This is a genomic window from Neobacillus cucumis, from assembly GCF_023715505.1.
In genome coordinates, this window is record NZ_JAMBOH010000004.1 from 124,484 (window position 1) to 142,986 (window position 18,503).

Genomic DNA, 18,503 nt, shown 5'->3' on the forward strand with positions numbered 1-18,503 from the left:
TATCTTGTAAAAGCAGGCATTTTCCCTGCCTTTTTAGAATTCTCTTAATAAAGGGAGGGGTTAAAATGGAGCAAGTTTTACTTGAGATTCAAAATCATGTAGCAGTCATCACCATTAATCGTGCTGAAGCCTTAAATGCTTTTGATTATGACACTTTACTGGAATTAAAACAAAAAATAGAATCGATCCGAGTTAATCAAGAGGTAAGGGCCGTTATTTTCACCGGTGCAGGGGAGAAAGCCTTCAGCGTAGGCGCAGACTTAAAAGAACGAAGGCACTTAACTGAGGAGCAAGTCAAACGAAATTTAAATAAAATCAATGAGGTTTTTACCGATATTGATCTGCTGCCCCAGCCCACGGTTGCAGCTATAAATGGCTTTGCATTCGGCGGAGGGATGGAACTTGCGTTAGCCTGTGATTTTCGGATTTCAGCTCATGATGCGGTAATGGGATTAACAGAAACGAGTCTAGCTATTATTCCGGGTGCTGGCGGCACACAGCGGCTTCCTAGACTTATTGGGCAGGCAAAAGCTCTTGAACTCATCCTGACGGCAAGACGGCTTACAGCAAACGAAGCCGATCATTATGGACTGCTTACAAGGGTTGTCAATCGGAGTAATTTGTTAAGCGAATGTTTTTCTTTTTGCTCACAGTTGCTCGCTAACGGACCGGTTGCTTTACAGCAGGCTAAGTTTGCTATAAAGAATGGTATGAATGCGGATTTGCATACTGGCATGCAAATTGAGCGGAAGGCATATGAGATAACTCTCCCAACAGAGGACCGAATTGAAGCATTACAAGCCTTTTCAGAAAAGAGAAAACCAAATTTTAAAGGGAAATGACACGGTGCTTAGCATCGTGTTTTTTAATGAGATAAAAAAGTAAAATAGTTTTTGACTTTGAGAATTGTCTAGCTCCAGCCCAGGCGCCATCGGCTCGAGGTCACAGCTTATCCAGTTGCGGCTCCTTGGGACTCGAAGCTAAAGCCACCCCCTGAAGAAGGCAAAAAGCGCCTTCTTGCAGGGTGCGTCTTAGCATAGAGTCCCAGGGCAGTCGCCTCCACATTTAGGTCAATCCGTCCAAAAGGTTAAAGAAAAACCTTTCGGCCGGCTCGTCTTGTGCTAGTCGCCGAAGTCTATGCGCCTGGTGCTTTTCTTATTCCGTTCTGAATAAAAGTTTGCTAAAATTTATGGTTGTGAGTGGTAGAAACAAAGGGGGGAGCAGGATGGTTGATTTAGCAATAGGGAAAGAATCATCAGAATTTAAAAAGGGTATACAGGCTGGTATAAGCATCGGGATCGGTTATTTTTCGATTGCCTTGACATTCGGCCTCCTTGCCAAACCAACAGGTCTGTCCATTTATGAAACGGTTTTGATGAGTTTAATTGTGTTTGCTGGTGCGGCACAATATATTTCCTTAAGTCTTATCGCATACGGGACTGGCATTTTTGAAATTATTTTAACAACCTTTATTGTAAACATACGTCATTTTTTAATGTCTGCCACATTAAATGAGAAGGTTGAAGAGGACCACCTTCTTAAAAAATTACTCTTTGCTTTTGGAATTACGGATGAAACCTTTTCGGTTGCAGCAACAAGAGAAGGTTCAGTATCTACTGGGTATATGTTTGGGATCATAATGGTCTCCTATTCTAGTTGGGTCTTTTTTCGGGGGTTGGCCATTTAATTGGTGCCAGTCTTCCGCAAACATTGCAGGAAAGTATGGGAGTTGCATTGTATGCTATGTTTATTGGGCTGCTTGTCCCATCGATGAAAAAAGTGTGAAGGTTATTTTTTTGGCAGTTCTGGGGGCAGTTTTTAATTCTATCTTTACTCTTAGCCACATCATGGCACAAGGATGGGCGATTGTGAGCGCAACACTGCTGTCTGCCTTTATCACGGAGATTGTTGAATTGCCGAAAAGTAGGCATCGGGGGGTTCAGAATGAGGAGTGAAATACTATGGATGATTATTGGAATGGGATTTGTTACATATATCCCGCGGATGCTTCCGTTTCTCCTCTTTAAAGGGAAAGAACTTCCGCCATTTATTCAAGGGGTACTAAAAAATGTTCCTTATGCCACCCTTGGTGCGCTTGTTTTTCCAGCTATTATTTTTATTCAAGACGATGACATTTGGTATGGGGTTCTGGGAGCAGCCGCTGCTTTTGTCCCTGCGTTTTTAGGTGCCAATGTAATTGTAGTGGTCCTGGGCTCGATTGCTGTCCTTTCCTTATACTCTTATCTTCTGTAGCCAGTATTAAGACCTGCTTTTCGTTTTCTTAGTTCTAAATCCTTCTTTTTAAACTAAACTAAGTATAGAGAGGTTGTACAAAAAGGGGGACAAAATCATGGTGCGGAAAATGGGGGTCTATGCGGTTTTGGCCTTTTGTTTATATGGTTTGTTTATTTATTGGTATTTATTTCATTTAGCAGATACCTCATTACCATTTGAATTCCAAGGCTCCAAAGCAGACCCATCAACTTTCCTTAATGGAAGGGAGTTAGACTTAAGCGAAGAGTATTCAAGGATTAGAAATTTATTGTTTTTTTTATCAACTCCATTTGAATGGCTTTTCTATTTTCTTATCCTGCTATTTGGGTTTTCAAAGGCCTTTAAGCGGTGGGCAGATCAGTCAGCAAAGTATAAGGTATTGCGAATGCCTATTTATTTAATTTGGCTATCCTTTTTTGCCTTTGCTGCTACCTTTCCATTGAATTATCTTAGCTATTCATTATCTCGGACCTATCATATTTCAACTCAGACCTTTGCTTCTTGGATGAAAGATGAATTAATTGACTTCTGGATTAACTATGGTACATGGCTGATTATTGTTCCGGTTCTTTACTGGTTAATGAAGAAAAGCCAAAAGCGCTGGTGGCTCTATGGCTGGCTGTTATCTGTACCTTTTACCTTATTTATGATGTTCTTACAGCCGGTTGTGATTGACCCGTTATACAATGATTTTTATCCTTTGAAAAACAAAGAATTGGAAACAAAGATTTTAGCATTGGCAGAGAAAGCAGATATCCCGGCACAGCATGTTTTTGAGGTTAACATGGCGGATAAGACCAACGCGTTAAACGCTTATGTAAGCGGGATTGGTTCAAATGCGAGGATTGTCCTTTGGGATACCACATTAAACAGGTTAAATGATGACCAAATTTTGTTTATCATGGCTCATGAAATTTGCCATTACGTTGAAAAACATATTTATTTTGGGATAGCTGGTTACTTACTGCTCTCACTGCTTGGACTATATCTAACTTACAAAATAATGAACTGGGCTGTAAGGAAATGGGGCAAGGAATTGAAAATAGACGATGTAAGGGATATTTGCTCCTTGCCGTTATTTTTTATGATTTTATCCCTGCTATTATTTTCCGCGAGTCCACTGACTAATCTTGCTTCACGTTATGAGGAAACGCGTGCGGATAAGTATGCAATTGAAATGACCAAAAATCCGCAGGCTGCCATTAGCTCCTTCCAAGAATTAACCCGTTCTGGGTTAAGCGAGATAAACCCGCCATTACTAGTAAAAATATTCCGATATACCCATCCATCGATGCTAGATCGAATTTCCATGCTTGAGGAATATGAAATTAAGCATCGTAATCAATAGTATTTAGAGCATTTAAAGGCCAAGGATTTTTATCCCTGGCCTTTTCTAACGGTGCTGGAGCTATTAAATGTTACAAAATAAATAACCGCCGTTGATCACGGCGGTTAACATTTTAGGTTCCGAATCGTTTGTTAATCTTTTTTAGCTCAATTGAAAGTAGCTGAAAGGTCTTTTTATCACGAGTATCAATGGCTTTGTCAATTTTTTGCAGAAGCTTTTCCTTTTCCACATTCAACTGGATTTCTGACAACAGCATCTCGATGTATAAATCTTGGACGAAGTTCTCTTTCATACGGGTTCGTTTCATGGCACCAATTTTCATTAATTCTTGGTATGATTTATCGTTCATGAAAATCACCTCTGAGCTTTTTTAAAGTATATGGTTTTTTTATTATAATATCAATACTTTTTAAAATTTTCTAACAGTTTTATTCTTGACAAATAATTGTGAATATTTTCTGAACAATAAAAAGAAAGTAAGGGAGTTAAAAGTGAAAAGTGGTAAGATATGGTGGATAAATGTAACAAAAGGAGTGGGTATTTTGACGCACAATCATCAAACCGAAGATTATATAGTGAATTCCTGTACCATGTTTATAAAACCAAAAGAATATGGAAATAAAGTATTTTCACTCATTGGTGAAGTCGAAGATGAAATCCTATCTCCGCTTAAACCATTCAGTATTATTCAAAAAGGCTGTTCTTATTATGGTGTTGATTATGAAGGCAGAAGGAAAGGGACACGGCTTTTGATTGATTATTCACGTAAGCTTCCGATTCTAATTGAACCGATTAACAATATCTATACATTCTGTACCGCTTCCCCAGAGAACCCTAAATGTATTTGGTTCTTCGCAGAACATATCAAAGATTATCGTCGTGTTTCCGCACGAGAAACATTGGTCATTTTCCGCAATAATCAATCGCATATTTTCCCTGTTTCCTATAATACATTTAATACCCAAATGTTACGGACTTCTCATTTACAAATGAAGTTAATGCAAAGAGTGGAGTTTAGTCAGAAAAAATTAGCTTTTTTACTTCATGGTTCCAAGCCTTCAAAAGCATCAGAGAGTCATGAGCTTTATTTGAATAAGAAATAAGAGCTATGACGATAGGTGTTTTTTTGATAAGTATGTTTCTAATAATTCTTGGACTTTGTTTCGAATTCTTGGATTAAAATAATTATGATATTCTTCGTAGCCCTTATAGATAAACATATACATTGTAAAAGCTTCATCTCGTTTTGTTTCAATTACTTGAAGTTTATTCTTCATCATGTATTGTTTAACTTCAGCTAAATCCCGTTGAATTTCCTTCATGGTTTCTTCAATTAAATTCAAATAGGGCTTTTTTAATTTAAAAGGGCTGTTTGTTACTACAGAAAAATCACGGTTAAGGATTATAAGTACCATTGGTAAATAAATCGCCTTTTCCATGATGTCCCGCTCATCCTCTGGAATTCTAGTCATCTTATCTTCACCTTTCTTAAAAAAACGAACAAATGTTCCTTATTAATTTTAACAAAAACAGATCAAAAAATGCAATAGGAGATTAATTTACGAAAGCTTGTCATAGGACGAGCTTTCTTTGTTGCAAAAATAGGGAAAGATATGAGAAAGTTTTTAGTAATAGAAGGATATTTAATAGGGGAAAATGAATTAAATGAAGAAACTAAGTAAGAAAAACATTGTCATATAAAAGCTGAAGGGAAATAACGTGGACGAATGGGTGATAAACAAATGAGAGCTGATAGACATCAGAAAAAGAGAAGAAGAAGATGGCCGTCCATTTTTCTTGTGTGCTTGCTGTTAATTGGTGGAGTAACAGGATATGCTTATTATCAATATAAACAGGGTATTAATCAAGCATTGAAAGACATTAATACAGATCAAAAAGAAGCTGATGTGGTTTATGATTTTAAAGGGCAGAAAGATCAGTATGGTGATACAAATGTGCTGCTGCTTGGAAGTGATGCAAGGGGAAACGAAAAATCGCGCGCTGATACGATTATGATTTTACATTATAACCAAGATAGAGGGACCTTTAAGCTAACATCGATTATGCGAGACAGTTATGTCTCCATTCCAGGCCATGCAAAGCATAAAATTAACTCTGCTTTCGCTCGGGGAGGCCCTGAGTTAATGAGACAAACGATAAAGCAGAATTTTGATATTGATTTACAGTACTATGCTATTGTGAATTTTCAGGGATTTGTCCAGCTTATTGATGAAATTTTTCCTAATGGTGTAGAGATTAATGTTGAAAAAGAAATGTCAGAGTATGTGGACCCTCCATTAGAGCCTGGTCTTCAAAGACTAAATGGCAAACAAATGTTAAGCTTCGTTCGTTTTCGTCATGATGCAGTTGGTGACTTTGGCCGTGTAGAAAGACAGCAAATAGCTATTAAGGCTATTAAAGAACAATTAAGTGGTGTTAAAACTATTGCGAAACTTCCGAAACTAATTGGAGTTGTTACACCGTATATAAATACCAATATGCCGACCACTGATGGGTTATTCATGGGAAAAGAATTCCTTACAGGCGATCAAAGTATTGAGACCCTTCGGATTCCCATTGATAATAGCTTTACAGATCAACGGATAAGTGGAGAGGGAGCGGTACTTGATATTGATGTAGAGAAAAATAAAGAGGCTCTCCATCAATTTATAACAAAGTAATATAGATTAAATAAAGGAGAAAGCAGGATGGACTTCGAATCAATTAAAGCTTGGTTTACACTAGAACATATTATGAGCCTCATACAAGAGTATCGGGCTCTTGGACCGATACCAGGCATCTTGTTGATTATTGTGGAAGCATTTTTACCGTTTCTCCCTCTATTTGTGTTTGTAATGGCAAATGCGAATGCCTTTGGTCTATGGTTCGGATTTTTATATTCATGGGTTGGGGCATGTTTAGGTGCAATGCTTGTTTTTTTTCTAATTAGAATGTATGGGCAAAAACGGTTATTATCGTTTTTGTCCAAGCATCCAAAAGTCCGCAAACTTATGGATTGGGTAGAGAGTCATGGGTTTGGTCCGCTTTTTTTACTATTATGTTTTCCATTTACCCCATCAGCAGTTGTGAACATTGTTGCTGGTCTTTCGAGAATTAGCTTTGCTCAGTACATGCTGGCAGTGTGTATTGGGAAAATGGTAATGATTTTTACAATTAGCTTTATAGGTTATGATCTTCATTCATTGATAACTAAACCTTTTCGGACGGTCATTGTTTTGCTTGTGATTTTTATTCTTTGGTTAGTAGGGAAAAGAATTGAAATGAGAATGAATAAGCGTTTGGAAATTGACCATAATGGAGAAATAGATAGAAAGAAAGAAAAGGAGAAACGGAGGAGTGTTAATGAAGATTGAATGGAAAAAGGAAGGGTTAGAATGGGTTAAGGCTTTTGCAATTGGAATTATTATTTTTGCTTTTATTCGAACTTTTTTCTTTTCTAATTATATAGTAGAAGGTGAGTCTATGATGCCGACTCTCCAGGACGGAAACAAACTTGTGGTTAATAAGCTCGGATATCAGGTTGGCGAGTTAAACCGATTTGATGTGATTGTCTTTCATGCTAATGCTAAAGAGGACTTTGTTAAGCGGATAATCGGACTGCCTGGTGATAAAATTGAGTATCGGAATGATACGTTATATATTAATGGCCACAAGTATGAGGAACCCTTCTTAGATAATTATAAAAGGAAATCCCCAGGTTTAAAGTTAACGGGAGATTTTAGTTTAAAGGAAATTACTGGTGAAGATATTGTACCTGAGGGGAAATTATTCGTTCTCGGTGATAATCGATTAGGAAGCTGGGACAGCCGTCAATTTGGCTTTATTAATGCAAGTAAGGTCGTCGGTAAAGTCGATTTGCGCTATTGGCCGTTAAATGAAATAAATGTTCATTTTTAAATAAGGATACTGACAACACGATTTAATGAATCGTGTTTTTTCTTTGAGACTGTATAGCTCCAGCGCCTGTACGAGGCGCTTCCGCTTTTCTGGGTATATTTATCATTATTGGCTTAAACCAGTTCACCTGAAAATACAAACGTTTGTACTATTTTGTGGTAGAATGGGAGATACAGAGTTTCTTGGGAAAGGGAGGTTTTCTTATGTCATTAAGAATTATTACAGGCAGGTCCGGCAGTGGAAAAACTGCATTTTTCCTAAATGAAATCCGCGAACGTCTTTTAGAAAATCCGGAAGGAAAACCGATTATTTATATCGTACCCGAACAAATGACATTTTTAACAGAATATCGTCTGGCGACAGACTCGCTCGTTGGCGGGATGATTCGGGCTCAGGTGTTCAGCTTTTCCCGTCTGGCATGGCGAATACTGCAAGAGACAGGCGGGATTACTCGTTATCATTTAAGTAGTGTTGGTATGAGCATGTTGATACGTAAAATAATTGATGAACAAAAAGAAAATTTAAACATCTTCCAGAGGGCTGCTGATAAAAATGGATTTGTTCAGCAGCTTGAGCAAATGATTACTGAATTTAAGCGGTATTGTATTAGCCCAGAAGATTTAATTCAAAAAGCAGATCAGCTTGGAACAGATAGCTCCGTATCGAAAGCATTACATGATAAATTAACAGATTTAGAGAAGGTTTATTCGGAATTTGAGGATGAAACCTTTGGGAAATATATTGATTCGGAAGATTATTTCCGCCTTTTGGCAGAGAAAATTTCAGTCTCGTCTTACTTAAAAGAAGCGGAAATTTATATTGATGGGTTTTACAGCTTTACACCGCAGGAATATCAAATCATTGCAGAATTAATGGCTCAGTGTAAACAAGTTTCAATTGCGATGACAACAGACCGCTTGTCTGTGGATTCAGCGCCAGATGAACTCGATCTATTCCGCTCTTCGGCAGAGGCCTGTTACAGCCTTTATGATATTGCTAAAACATGTGGTATTGAAATAGAACAACCTATCATACTGAATGAGCAAAAAAAATGGCCATCCCCCTCCTTACGCCATTTGGAGGCACAGTTTGATACTCGCCCAGCTCTGCCTTTTCATGGGGAAACTGAAATACAAATTAGTCAGGCCGTTAATCGGAGAGCAGAGATTGAAGGAATCGCCCGGGAAATCCGTCATGTGGTTCAAACAAAAGGGTACCGTTATCGAGATATTGCCCTGTTAATTAGAAATGGCTCAGACTATCATGAAATCGTTGAACCGGTTTTTGCCGATTATCAAATACCATATTTTATTGATCAGAAAAGGACCATGCTTAACCATCCCTTAATTGAATTGATTCGCTCAACGCTAGAAATCATGAACTCTTTTTGGCGCTATGAATCCGTATTTAGAGCGATTAAAACAGAATTGCTCTATCCTCTCCAGGAGAATCCTGCTAAAATGCGCGAAAAGATGGACAGGCTTGAAAATTATTGTTTGGCCTATGGGATTAATGGCAGTAAATGGACGAAAAAGGATCGTTGGGTTTATCGGAGAATAAGAGGTCTGGAATTAACGGGAAGCGGCCAGACAGATGCCGAAAAAGAAATGGAAAATGAATTAAACGAATTAAAACTTCTCATTACAGCTCCAATATTACGTTTGTCCAGACGTTTGAAAAAAGCCGATACCGGACGAAAGCTGTGCGAGGCGATTTATTTATACTTGGAAGAATTGGATATAGCCGATAAACTAGAGCATTGGAAAATGGCGGCAGAGGAAAGTGGAAACCTTGTAAGAATGCGAGAACACGAGCAAGTATGGAATGCCGTGGTAGATCTTCTCGATCAATATGTAGAAATATTAGGGGATGACCAAGTTAGCTTAAAGGCCTTTGCTGCTATTTTAGAAGCAGGCTTTGATTCCTTACATTTTTCACTTATTCCCCCTGCACTTGACCAAGTTTTAATTGGAGACTTGGAAAAATCCCGGCTAAATGATAGTAAGATTGTTTTTGTTGTGGGCGTAAATGAAGGAGTATTACCAGCCAAAATCTCAGATGAGGGCATTCTGGCTGATGAGGACCGGGAACTATTGTTGGCAGAAGGGATGAATGTGGCACCAAGCAGCCGTACCCGTCTGTTAGATGAAAACTTCCTTGCCTATAAAGCTTTTACGGCACCCTCAGAGTTTCTTTATGTAAGTTATCCTCTTGCCAATGATGAAGGTAAAGCTCTAATTCCTTCGTCATACATCAAGCGTCTTAAGGAACTGTTCCCGGACATTCAGGAGGCTTATTATGTTGCAGACCCTTCAGAGCTTGACGAGGAGGGGCAGTTAGGGTTTGTATCTAATTTTACGACCACCCTTTCTTACCTAAACGCACAATTGCAATTGAAAAAGAGAAACTACCCCGTTGCTGATTTGTGGTGGGATGTGTATAACTACTATCTCCATAGCTCGTGGAAAAATAGGGCAGCCAAAGTGTTCTCGAGTCTTTTTTATACAAACAGGACGGTCCAATTGTCTACTGAGGTAGCAGATGCATTATATGGTGATATCATTCAGGCTAGTGTCTCAAGAATGGAATTATACAATGGCTGTGCTTTTTCTCATTTTGCCCAGCATGGCCTAAAGCTTCGTGAACGGCAAATTTTCCGGTTAGAAGCACCGGATATAGGGGAATTATTCCACGCTGCTTTAAAACAAATTGCTGAGACCGTAAATGAGCAGAACATATCATGGGCTGAATTAACGCGTGGGCAATGTGAACATCTAGCAAGAAATGCTGTCAAAACCCTAGCTCCAAAGCTGCAAAATGAAATTCTACTAAGTTCCGAAAGACATCATTATATTCAGCGGAAGTTGGAACAAATCATTACCCGTGCCTCGATTGTTTTGAGCGAGCATGCAAAGGTAAGTGGTTTTTCGCCGATTGGATTGGAATTGGCTTTTGGACCTAATGGGGAACTGCCGCCGCTAAGCTTCTCTTTGAAAAATGGCAAAAGAATGGAGTTGGCGGGGCGGATTGATAGGGTTGATCAAGCAAAAGCTGAGGATGATAGTGTCTTTTTAAGGGTAATTGATTATAAATCAAGTGAAAAAGATATTAATTTAACAGAAGTATACTATGGTTTAGCCTTACAAATGCTGACCTATCTGGATATCGTCATGACACACTCTACTGAATTGGTAGAAATGAAAGCGAGCCCTGCAGGGGTCCTTTATTTTCATGTTCATAATCCTTTTATTAATACAAAGAAAATGCTGACCATAGATGAAATTGAAAATGAAATGATGAAAAAGTTTAAAATGAATGGGTTAATGCTTAGCGATCAAAGAGTAATACAGCTAATGGACCAATCTTTGGAGTCTGGAGACTCACAAATTGTAGCAGCCGGAATCAAGAAAGATGGTAATTTATCTAAAAAATCAAAGGTTGCCAGCTTAGAAGAATTTAATCAGCTAAGAAACCATATCCGTACCATCTATCAGAAAACTGGAAACGCCATTGTAAGTGGTCAAATTGATATATCACCATTTAAATTGAAAGACAAAACACCATGTACTTTCTGTTCCTATAAATCTGTTTGTCAGTTTGATGAATCTATTGATAGCAATCATTTTCGGATTCTAACACCACATTCAAAGGATGAGATATTGGAATTGATCAAAGGGGAGGTTTCTCGAAATGAATAGTATTGTGATTCCTCCGAAACCAGAAGGGGTTACCTGGACGAATGACCAGTGGAAGGCCATAGCAGCGAGAGATAAGAATATTCTTGTCGCTGCTGCTGCCGGTTCGGGGAAAACGGCAGTTCTTGTCGAACGAATCATCCGAAAGATTCTTTCGAAAGAAGTACCAATCGATGTCGATCAATTATTAGTCGTTACGTTTACGAGTGCTTCCGCTGCAGAGATGAGGCACCGAATCGGGGAGGCACTAGAAAAAGCAATCGACCAAAATCCAGAATCTAGAAATTTGCGAAAACAGCTTAATCTTTTAAACAAAGCTTCCATTTCAACGCTTCACTCTTTTTGTATGGAAGTCATCCGTAAATATTATTATTTAATTGATATTGACCCCGGCTTCCGTATCGCTGACCCAACTGAGGCCCAATTAATCAGAGATGAAGTGATGGAAGAATTATTTGAAGAGGAATATGGAAAAAGAGAGAATGAAGCATTTTTTAATTTAGTAGATTCGTTTACAAGTGACCGCAGTGATGCTGCATTAATGGATATTGTTCGTTCCATTTACGACTTTGCTCAGTCTAATCCTCTTCCTGATCGTTATTTGGAAAAAATCATTGCTATGTATCAGGTGGAGGAAATAGCGTCTATTGAGGAGCTTCCCTTTATCGATGTACTCCTTTTTGATATTAAGCTGCAATTAGAAGCTGCTAAAGAAATGATAAATCAAGCTCTTGAACTCACAAAGCGGCCAAATGGACCGGCACCTCGTGCAGAAAACTTTTTAGATGATTTGCAGGTCATTGACACCCTTATCAAAGCCTGGCAGGATTCCTGGAACACGCTTTACCAGGCAATGCAAACATGGTCTTTTACAAGAGCGAAACAGGTAAAAGGGGATCACTATGATAAGGATTTAATAGACAAGGCACAGAAACTGCGGGACAAAGCTAAGAAAAAAATTCAAGGCATAAAGGATGAACTCTTTTCACGCCGGCCTGAAAGCTTTTTACGGGATATGGTGGAAATGCGTCCTTTAATTGCAACATTAGTTTATCTTGTAAAAGAGTTTTCAAAGCGGTTTGAGAAGGCAAAACAGGAAAAAGCGCTGGTCGACTATAACGACCTTGAACATTATTGCCTCGCTATTTTAACAGAAGGAATTTCAGATAAGGGTGAATTTCTTCCATCTGAAGCTGCCCTTGCTTACAGACTCCATTTTAAAGAAGTCTATTGCGACGAGTACCAGGATACGAATTTGGTGCAGGAGACTATTTTAAAGCTGGTGGCACAGGATGAAGAAGAAGTTGGTAATTTCTTTATGGTCGGTGACGTTAAACAGTCTATTTATCGTTTTCGTTTAGCGGAACCACAGCTTTTCCTTTCCAAATATAATCGTTTTACAGCGGATGGGTCCTCATCTGGTCTCCGCATTGACCTGGCTCAAAATTTCCGAAGCAGGAAAGAGGTCCTTGATGCCACTAATTATCTCTTTAAACAGATTATGGGGGTCAAGGTAGGAGAAATCCAATACGATGAGGCAGCAGAACTGCGGAATGGTGCACCCTATCCTGAAAATACAAAATATCCGGTAGAGTTAATACTCATTGATCAAAATGCCGAGAGTCACAAATCTGAAGAACTAGAAACAGACAACGAGAATGAAGCAGTGGAATTCGACACAGCCGATCTTGAACAATCGCAGCTAGAGGCAAGGGTAATCGCTGCTCAAATCAAGAAATTAATAAGCGATGGGGTTCCTATTTTTAACGCCAAAACCAAAACGGAAAGACCGTTAATGTACCGGGATGTTGTGATCCTTCTTCGTTCGATGACTTGGGCACCGCAATTTATGGAGGAGTTCAAACAGCAAGGAATTCCTATTTATGCAAATTTATCAACCGGTTATTTTGAAGCAACAGAAGTATCCATTATGATGTCACTTCTTAGGGTTATTGATAATCCGTATCAGGATATCCCGCTTGCCTCCGTATTGCGTTCACCTATTGTTGGGTTAAATGAGGAGGAACTATCGAAAATACGGATTGGCAGGAAACGTGGTTCTTTTTGGGAGGCTGTTACTGCCTTTTGTTTAAGTAAAACTACGGAAGTAAATGAACCTTTTTATGAAAAGGTTCGAGCATTTTTTGACATGGTAACAGAATGGCGCTCGTTGGCAAGGCAAGGTTCGCTCTCAGAGTTGATCTGGCAGTTATATCGTGATACTCAATTTTACGACTTTACGGGCGGGCTGCCTGGCGGGAAGCAGCGGCAGGCAAATTTACGCGCTTTATATGACAGGGCTCGACAATATGAACAGACATCGTTTCGAGGACTGTTTCGATTTTTACGATTTATTGAGCGCATGATGGAAAGAGGAGACGATCTCGGGGCTGCGAGAGCGCTTGGCGAACAAGAGGATGTGGTCAGAATTATGACCATCCATAGCAGTAAAGGATTGGAATTTCCTGTTGTATTTATGGCGGGAATGGCACGAAACTTTAATATGACTGATATTCGCAAACCCTATATGCTGGATAAAGAACATGGATTTGCAGCGAAATATGTGAATGCTGAAAAAAGAATATCATATCCATCATTGCCGCATATCGCTTTTAAGCAGAAAAAAAGGATGGAAATGCTCGCTGAAGAAATGCGAGTGCTATATGTTGCGATGACAAGGGCAAAGGAAAAGCTGTATGTGACAGCAACATTAAAAGATGCTGGCAAACAAATTGACAAGTGGAAAGACGTCTCCTTGCATAACGAATGGCTATTGAAAGATTATGAGCGAGCTTCTGCTATGAGTTATATAGACTGGATTGGACCCGCACTCATCCGACATCAAGATGCTAGCGAACTATGGAATGGAGAAGAGGGTAATTGGGGGATGCCGCAGGAAATCTCAAACCATCCATCTTCTTGGAATATAACGTTACAACATGCTGATGAAATAAAAAAACAGGAAATTTCCATCGAAAATGAAGAGGATCACTTTCTTAAAAAGGTTGAAAGTTTAGAGCAGGTGCCATCTGATTCAAATCTAACGGATGAAATACATGCACGGCTTACGTGGGAATATCCTTTCCCTGGTGCTGCCAGCCATCGGTCAAAGCAATCAGTTTCGGAAATAAAACGTGTCCGGGAATTAACGGATGAATATAGCAGTACAGAACTGGTTGGGCGTTTTCGAAAATCCATCTTGAAACGTCCTAAGTTTATGCAGGAGAAACAATTAAGTCCCGCTGAACGTGGGACAGCCATGCATATGGTCATGCAGCATGTGGATTTGGCAAAAGAAGTGAATCAAAAGACAATTGTTGAACAATTAAACTGGATGGTTAACAATGAACTGTTAACCCCTGAACAAAGTGAAGTGATTGATGCTAAATTGATTGCCCAATTTTTCACTTCACCGCTTGGACAAAGGTTTTATAAGGCCAAAACTGTTCACAGGGAAGTTCCCTTTACGGTTTCCTTACCTGCAAGTGAGGTTTATCCGGATTGGAATGAGGGAGATGAATCTGTTTTTGTACAAGGGATTATAGACTGTATCTTAGAGGATGAAGATGGTCTTGTGTTGATTGACTATAAATCAGACGGGATAACGGACAGATATAAAGGCGGTTTCCAGCAGGCTAAAGTAATCCTTGAAGATCGCTACAAATTGCAAATTAACTTATATACGAAAGCGATCGAACAAATTTGGAAAAGAAATGTAGTTGAAAGGTATCTATTTTTCTTTGATGGTGCCCACATATTGAAGGTAGAAAAATAAAAAAAAATGACATAGACCATTGTGGTTTATGTCATTTTTAGTTATTACCCGCTATAGGCTGATCAATCAGATTCGTGTCAAGTACATTGGTGCCGCTTAAGCCGTTATTCGTCACAATTATTCCTCCGGTATTAAATGCACCCGAGCCAGCATTCGTTTTAGAACTGCTTTTCGGGGAGATATAAACAGTATCACCAAATTGTACAATTCCTCCGCCTACATTAACAATTTGTACTGGACCAAGGATTGCTGGCATGAAAAACATCCTTTACTATTTAACTTACAGTTTTGGGCCATACATTACCATATGCATTATCCTATTTCTTGTTCATGTCCGCGTGGAAGAAGCTGGCGGATATGTTTAATTCTTACCTCCATTGAAGCATGTTTTGTGTTTCCAATATGGACAATAGATGAGTTTGATACGGCTGTAATATTAATATTATTTGCTTTAATAATGGGAGTTCGATTATGTCTTATAAATGAGATAGATTCATTGATAGGAGGGAGTTGGAGCGGCATTCTAAAAATGGAATACGAAGGAAAGTTTCCCTCGTTACCGAAAAATATTTCAGCTTCCCTTTGAACGGCAAGAGCTCGAGAGAATCCATTCAGGATGCAGGAATCACCAAGTTGAATAACTGATGAGAATGAAAGAATTATGTTCTTAAAAGTGTCGACACTAGAGGTTCGGGTTAGCATAGCCTGGAGTCACGTCCTGTTCTAATGGAACAAAAGGTCCGATGATCAGAGACTCAGGAGGGGTGTCAAAAACAGAGGCCAACTGAATGGTCTCCGCATCGCCGACTAAAAATAAGGAGGAGCTCGCAACCCCGATAACTTTTATGTTTTCTACATGAAGGATATGGTTGTAAACTTCAAAATTCATTCTGGCTTCATTCCTTTCATATTTTCAGGCAGGTTATTTAAAAAGGTCCAAACTCCATTTTGGATTTCCTGTTTGATTGCGTTAATGACAATTTCATCAATTAAAGGATCATTTTCATCGGACCGAACTTTTCCAATGTTAACTTTTAGATGATGATCAATTCTGGTAGGCAGCTGGCGAATAATATCTTCCTTTATAAAAGCTAGATATGAATCGTTTGGTTGAATAGCTAACCTATTTTGAGCATCAAAAATTATTTGTGGTAAGTCAGCTTCTAAATAATGATAAATGGCTTCTTCTATCTTTATCGATCTCTGCATTTGCTCTTTTGGAGGTATTGGTGATTTTAATGATTGGTTTTGGACAGCAAAGTCTTCGATATTAGACAAATCATTTGGATTTAAACCAATATTTAATGTGCCTTCGAGGGTCTCTACTTTCAATTGATCAAAGCTATATTCAATCCTATCTACATGAATTGTAGGCTTTTCTTTCACCTGCTTGAAATCCTTTTGTAAATTTTGGATGGCTTGTTCTAACGCAGCAATCCTTTTTTCTTGGGCTTGAATATACATTTGCATCCATTGAAGATATTGGTTCAAATCCTGATACATATAAATCACCTCACAAGCTTAATCCCCTATTTTTAACTATATGCACAATCAACACTCGATTTGCATAATTTAAATAAGTTCAACGGGAATAACGTTTTTATTTCCCCTTTTTAAGAGGTTCGAACAGCTGCTTGTAGAGGTACTGAAGGGGCTAATAACATTTGTGATCCAGATGGGTAGAATGGCACTCCTCCGGGCTTTATTCCTGACGGTGCAGGTTTTGTAAACCCTCCTGTATTAAACAAATTGGCCTGAGGTTTTATGATACCAGCACTGCCGATTTGTAAAACACTGGAGTTGGTTATACCTCCAATTTTAATGAAATTTATATGAATGGATTGCTGGATATAAAAATTCATTATTAAATCCCCCAATCACTACATATTCAGGAAATTGTTTTGATCAATGACATCTGGGTCACTTGTATTAGTTGAACTTAATTGGTTATGAACGTTTAATTGTTCGCCGGTGTTAAAGGAACCAGCACCAGCAAATGTTTTAGCAGTAGCAAATGGCATTATTTTATATACATCCCCAATGTGAAAAACAGAACTGCTCCCCAGTGTGATAACCTGTGCAACTCCAACAATCGCTGGCATAAACAACACCCTTTTTTCTTTTCAAATTTTCACCTAAAAGATAGCATCTAGAGTTAGCGTTTAAAATTTCTTTATTATCTTATGACTGGGCATTTGTAATGTGAATCATTTGCCTAAATTATATTTGTTAGACAGTTCTGTTTATTCTATTATATAAGTGACTGGTTAATTCTTTACGGGGGAATTTATATTTTAGGTTGGTAGCGGTTGTGCAAAAACATCAACCATCTGTAGGAAGTAATTTCTAAGTAGTTTGTTACGATGATTGCCTTACTTATTTTCGTAATTTAACTACTCCTATGGTATGATAGTGTGGAGCAGCACATACATAGGGAGGAATTTTCGTGATTCATGCACATATTACGGCGTGGGTTTTAGCTCTAATTTTATTTTTTGTGACAATTTCATTAACTAAAAGCGGTAAAGCAAAGGGAGCTAAAATTGTTCAAATGATATTAAGAGTACTATACCTGCTGATTATTGCCACAGGTGTAGGTCTTCTTTTCTCAGTGTACAAAATTGATGTATGGTATATTTTAAAAGCGGTTGTGGGTTTATGGGTTATTGGATTATTCGAAATGATTCTTGGCCGAGTCATTAACAAACGAAGAACTTCTACTTTTTGGATTCAGTTTGTTGTTGCATGGTTACTAGTCCTATATTTAGGATTTGTAAAATTGCCAATGTCATTTTTACATCCATAATTAAAAAAGCTGTCGGGGAGTTTCCGGCGGCTTTTTTGATTTAAAGTGTGGTGATCAACGATTCATTAGTGACAACTTGTTAGTTTGGTTTTAATATTTATGAAAGGGGGGAATTTACATATGCTAGTAAAAGTGTTTGCGAATCTCCGTCAAATTTGCGGAGGGGTAACGGTAGAGGTAAAACCTGACGGCAATCGCGTAATCGATGTTTTAGAAAAAATGGTAGATATGTTTCCGGATTTACATGCTGAAATTTTTACGTCTGAAAAAACGCTACTTCCGTTTGTTCATGTGTATGTAAATGGAAGGAACATCATTCATCTAGATGACCTCGAAACGATCGTAAAGGATGAAGACCAATTTGCCCTCTTCCCACCAGTTGCCGGTGGTTGAGATGGTAGAAAAAGATTTAGAGTTTCGCGGTATAAACATAGACCATCTCGGTATGTATTTTGAAGAACTTGGGGCAAAACTGGTAACTGATATTTTTCCTTATATTTATGAGGCCGAAGGGTGGAGCGGTCAAATCATATCAGAAGAGGAAATTTCATTTACGGCGATCTTTAAAGTTAATACTGTAAAGGTCCGTTTTATGGCAGAAGATGAGGATACGCTAGTGCGGGTGATTAAGAATTATCGTTATAAAACAACCAGGATAGGCGGATAAAAAAGCATCTGCGAAATTTA

Annotated in this window: 20 protein-coding genes and 1 pseudogene; 13 read left to right on the top strand and 8 right to left on the bottom strand. The window is 38.6% G+C overall.

Features of this window, described 5'->3' with window-relative positions; genetic code table 11:
* Positions 1-65: 65 nt before the first annotated feature.
* The 4 genes and pseudogenes from M3226_RS07940 to M3226_RS07955 all read left to right on the top strand — a co-directional run bounded on the left by M3226_RS07940 (position 66) and on the right by M3226_RS07955 (position 3,622).
* Positions 66-842, top strand: coding sequence for an enoyl-CoA hydratase-related protein (locus M3226_RS07940; RefSeq protein WP_251564180.1), 777 nt, complete (start codon positions 66-68; stop codon positions 840-842).
* Between the two features lie 383 nt (positions 843-1,225).
* Positions 1,226-1,955, top strand: a pseudogene (locus tag M3226_RS07945) (AzlC family ABC transporter permease).
* Complete coding sequence (locus tag M3226_RS07950) at positions 1,945-2,253, top strand: AzlD domain-containing protein (RefSeq protein WP_251564182.1); 309 nt, start codon at positions 1,945-1,947, stop codon at positions 2,251-2,253. The pseudogene M3226_RS07945 and the gene M3226_RS07950 overlap by 11 nt, the downstream one beginning before the upstream one ends.
* 97 nt (positions 2,254-2,350) lie before the next feature.
* On the top strand, positions 2,351-3,622 hold the full coding sequence (locus M3226_RS07955) for a M48 family metallopeptidase (RefSeq protein WP_251564184.1): 1,272 nt from the start codon (positions 2,351-2,353) through the stop codon (positions 3,620-3,622).
* A 112-nt stretch (positions 3,623-3,734) separates the two neighbouring features.
* Here the strand turns inward: M3226_RS07955 and M3226_RS07960 are convergent, their stop codons facing one another.
* The gene (locus M3226_RS07960) at positions 3,735-3,971 is read right to left on the bottom strand and encodes an IDEAL domain-containing protein (RefSeq protein ID WP_098529780.1); all 237 of its coding nucleotides are present in this window, start codon (positions 3,969-3,971) and stop codon (positions 3,735-3,737) included.
* A 193-nt stretch (positions 3,972-4,164) separates the two neighbouring features.
* Here M3226_RS07960 and M3226_RS07965 point away from each other — a divergent pair, with 193 nt between their 5' ends.
* Positions 4,165-4,725 carry a competence protein ComK gene (locus M3226_RS07965; RefSeq protein WP_251564186.1) on the top strand — a complete coding sequence of 187 codons (561 nt, stop codon included), beginning with the start codon at positions 4,165-4,167 and terminating at the stop codon, positions 4,723-4,725.
* Positions 4,726-4,728: 3 nt separating this feature from the next.
* Here the strand turns inward: M3226_RS07965 and M3226_RS07970 are convergent, their stop codons facing one another.
* Positions 4,729-5,094, bottom strand: coding sequence for a hypothetical protein (locus tag M3226_RS07970; protein WP_251564187.1), 366 nt, complete (start codon positions 5,092-5,094; stop codon positions 4,729-4,731).
* 270 nt (positions 5,095-5,364) lie between these two features.
* Here M3226_RS07970 and M3226_RS07975 point away from each other — a divergent pair, with 270 nt between their 5' ends.
* The 5 genes from M3226_RS07975 to addA all read left to right on the top strand — a co-directional run bounded on the left by M3226_RS07975 (position 5,365) and on the right by addA (position 15,010).
* Positions 5,365-6,303: an LCP family protein gene (locus tag M3226_RS07975; protein WP_251564188.1), complete on the top strand. Its 939-nt coding sequence runs from the start codon at positions 5,365-5,367 to the stop codon at positions 6,301-6,303.
* A 27-nt stretch (positions 6,304-6,330) separates the two neighbouring features.
* The gene (locus tag M3226_RS07980; RefSeq protein WP_251564189.1) at positions 6,331-6,996 is read left to right on the top strand and encodes a TVP38/TMEM64 family protein; all 666 of its coding nucleotides are present in this window, start codon (positions 6,331-6,333) and stop codon (positions 6,994-6,996) included.
* Complete coding sequence (lepB, locus tag M3226_RS07985; RefSeq protein WP_098529785.1) at positions 6,986-7,540, top strand: signal peptidase I; 555 nt, start codon at positions 6,986-6,988, stop codon at positions 7,538-7,540. Before M3226_RS07980 ends, lepB begins: the two co-directional genes overlap by 11 nt.
* Positions 7,541-7,743: 203 nt before the next feature.
* Complete coding sequence (gene addB, locus M3226_RS07990) at positions 7,744-11,238, top strand: helicase-exonuclease AddAB subunit AddB (RefSeq protein ID WP_251564190.1); 3,495 nt, start codon at positions 7,744-7,746, stop codon at positions 11,236-11,238.
* A complete protein-coding gene (gene addA, locus M3226_RS07995; RefSeq protein WP_251564191.1) occupies positions 11,231-15,010 on the top strand; it encodes a helicase-exonuclease AddAB subunit AddA in 3,780 nt (1,259 codons plus the stop codon). The genes addB and addA overlap by 8 nt, the downstream gene beginning before the upstream one ends.
* A gap of 37 nt (positions 15,011-15,047) precedes the next feature.
* Here the strand turns inward: addA and M3226_RS08000 are convergent, their stop codons facing one another.
* The 6 genes from M3226_RS08000 to M3226_RS08025 all read right to left on the bottom strand — a co-directional run bounded on the left by M3226_RS08000 (position 15,048) and on the right by M3226_RS08025 (position 17,112).
* Positions 15,048-15,266: a spore germination protein gene (locus tag M3226_RS08000; protein WP_101649170.1), complete on the bottom strand. Its 219-nt coding sequence runs from the start codon at positions 15,264-15,266 to the stop codon at positions 15,048-15,050.
* A 56-nt stretch (positions 15,267-15,322) separates the two neighbouring features.
* The gene (locus M3226_RS08005) at positions 15,323-15,712 is read right to left on the bottom strand and encodes a spore germination protein GerPE (RefSeq protein WP_251564193.1); all 390 of its coding nucleotides are present in this window, start codon (positions 15,710-15,712) and stop codon (positions 15,323-15,325) included.
* Positions 15,693-15,899, bottom strand: coding sequence for a spore gernimation protein GerPD (locus M3226_RS08010; RefSeq protein ID WP_251564195.1), 207 nt, complete (start codon positions 15,897-15,899; stop codon positions 15,693-15,695). Before M3226_RS08010 ends, M3226_RS08005 begins: the two co-directional genes overlap by 20 nt.
* Complete coding sequence (gene gerPC, locus M3226_RS08015) at positions 15,896-16,513, bottom strand: spore germination protein GerPC (RefSeq protein WP_251564197.1); 618 nt, start codon at positions 16,511-16,513, stop codon at positions 15,896-15,898. Before gerPC ends, M3226_RS08010 begins: the two co-directional genes overlap by 4 nt.
* 110 nt (positions 16,514-16,623) lie before the next feature.
* Positions 16,624-16,872 (bottom strand): spore germination protein GerPB, encoded by a 249-nt coding sequence (locus tag M3226_RS08020; RefSeq protein ID WP_251564199.1) that lies wholly within the window; start codon positions 16,870-16,872, stop codon positions 16,624-16,626.
* Between the two features lie 18 nt (positions 16,873-16,890).
* Positions 16,891-17,112, bottom strand: coding sequence for a spore germination protein (locus tag M3226_RS08025; protein ID WP_251564200.1), 222 nt, complete (start codon positions 17,110-17,112; stop codon positions 16,891-16,893).
* A gap of 344 nt (positions 17,113-17,456) precedes the next feature.
* Here M3226_RS08025 and M3226_RS08030 point away from each other — a divergent pair, with 344 nt between their 5' ends.
* The 3 genes from M3226_RS08030 to M3226_RS08040 all read left to right on the top strand — a co-directional run bounded on the left by M3226_RS08030 (position 17,457) and on the right by M3226_RS08040 (position 18,483).
* On the top strand, positions 17,457-17,816 hold the full coding sequence (locus M3226_RS08030) for a YisL family protein (RefSeq protein WP_251564202.1): 360 nt from the start codon (positions 17,457-17,459) through the stop codon (positions 17,814-17,816).
* 120 nt (positions 17,817-17,936) lie between these two features.
* Positions 17,937-18,209, top strand: coding sequence for a ubiquitin-like small modifier protein 1 (locus tag M3226_RS08035; protein ID WP_251564203.1), 273 nt, complete (start codon positions 17,937-17,939; stop codon positions 18,207-18,209).
* Position 18,210: 1 nt separating this feature from the next.
* Complete coding sequence (locus M3226_RS08040) at positions 18,211-18,483, top strand: hypothetical protein (protein WP_251564204.1); 273 nt, start codon at positions 18,211-18,213, stop codon at positions 18,481-18,483.
* The last annotated feature ends 20 nt before the right edge of the window (positions 18,484-18,503 follow it).

Excerpts from the sequence above, each read along its gene's own strand:
- M3226_RS07975 (WP_251564188.1), top strand. The coding sequence starts at position 5,365 with ATGAGAGCTGATAGACATCAGAAAAAGAGAAGAAGAAGATGGCCGTCC.
- M3226_RS08040 (WP_251564204.1), top strand. The coding sequence starts at position 18,211 with ATGGTAGAAAAAGATTTAGAGTTTCGCGGTATAAACATAGACCATCTC.
- M3226_RS08010 (WP_251564195.1), bottom strand. The coding sequence starts at position 15,899 with ATGAATTTTGAAGTTTACAACCATATCCTTCATGTAGAAAACATAAAA.
- M3226_RS08005 (WP_251564193.1), bottom strand. The coding sequence starts at position 15,712 with ATGCTAACCCGAACCTCTAGTGTCGACACTTTTAAGAACATAATTCTT.
- lepB (WP_098529785.1), top strand. The coding sequence starts at position 6,986 with ATGAAGATTGAATGGAAAAAGGAAGGGTTAGAATGGGTTAAGGCTTTT.
- M3226_RS07950 (WP_251564182.1), top strand. The coding sequence starts at position 1,945 with ATGAGGAGTGAAATACTATGGATGATTATTGGAATGGGATTTGTTACA.
- addB (WP_251564190.1), top strand. The coding sequence starts at position 7,744 with ATGTCATTAAGAATTATTACAGGCAGGTCCGGCAGTGGAAAAACTGCA.
- M3226_RS07955 (WP_251564184.1), top strand. The coding sequence starts at position 2,351 with ATGGTGCGGAAAATGGGGGTCTATGCGGTTTTGGCCTTTTGTTTATAT.
- M3226_RS08035 (WP_251564203.1), top strand. The coding sequence starts at position 17,937 with ATGCTAGTAAAAGTGTTTGCGAATCTCCGTCAAATTTGCGGAGGGGTA.
- M3226_RS08025 (WP_251564200.1), bottom strand. The coding sequence starts at position 17,112 with ATGCCAGCGATTGTTGGAGTTGCACAGGTTATCACACTGGGGAGCAGT.
- M3226_RS07940 (WP_251564180.1), top strand. The coding sequence starts at position 66 with ATGGAGCAAGTTTTACTTGAGATTCAAAATCATGTAGCAGTCATCACC.
- M3226_RS08020 (WP_251564199.1), bottom strand. The coding sequence starts at position 16,872 with ATGAATTTTTATATCCAGCAATCCATTCATATAAATTTCATTAAAATT.
- M3226_RS08000 (WP_101649170.1), bottom strand. The coding sequence starts at position 15,266 with ATGCCAGCAATCCTTGGTCCAGTACAAATTGTTAATGTAGGCGGAGGA.
- gerPC (WP_251564197.1), bottom strand. The coding sequence starts at position 16,513 with ATGTATCAGGATTTGAACCAATATCTTCAATGGATGCAAATGTATATT.
- M3226_RS07980 (WP_251564189.1), top strand. The coding sequence starts at position 6,331 with ATGGACTTCGAATCAATTAAAGCTTGGTTTACACTAGAACATATTATG.
- M3226_RS07960 (WP_098529780.1), bottom strand. The coding sequence starts at position 3,971 with ATGAACGATAAATCATACCAAGAATTAATGAAAATTGGTGCCATGAAA.
- addA (WP_251564191.1), top strand. The coding sequence starts at position 11,231 with ATGAATAGTATTGTGATTCCTCCGAAACCAGAAGGGGTTACCTGGACG.
- M3226_RS07970 (WP_251564187.1), bottom strand. The coding sequence starts at position 5,094 with ATGACTAGAATTCCAGAGGATGAGCGGGACATCATGGAAAAGGCGATT.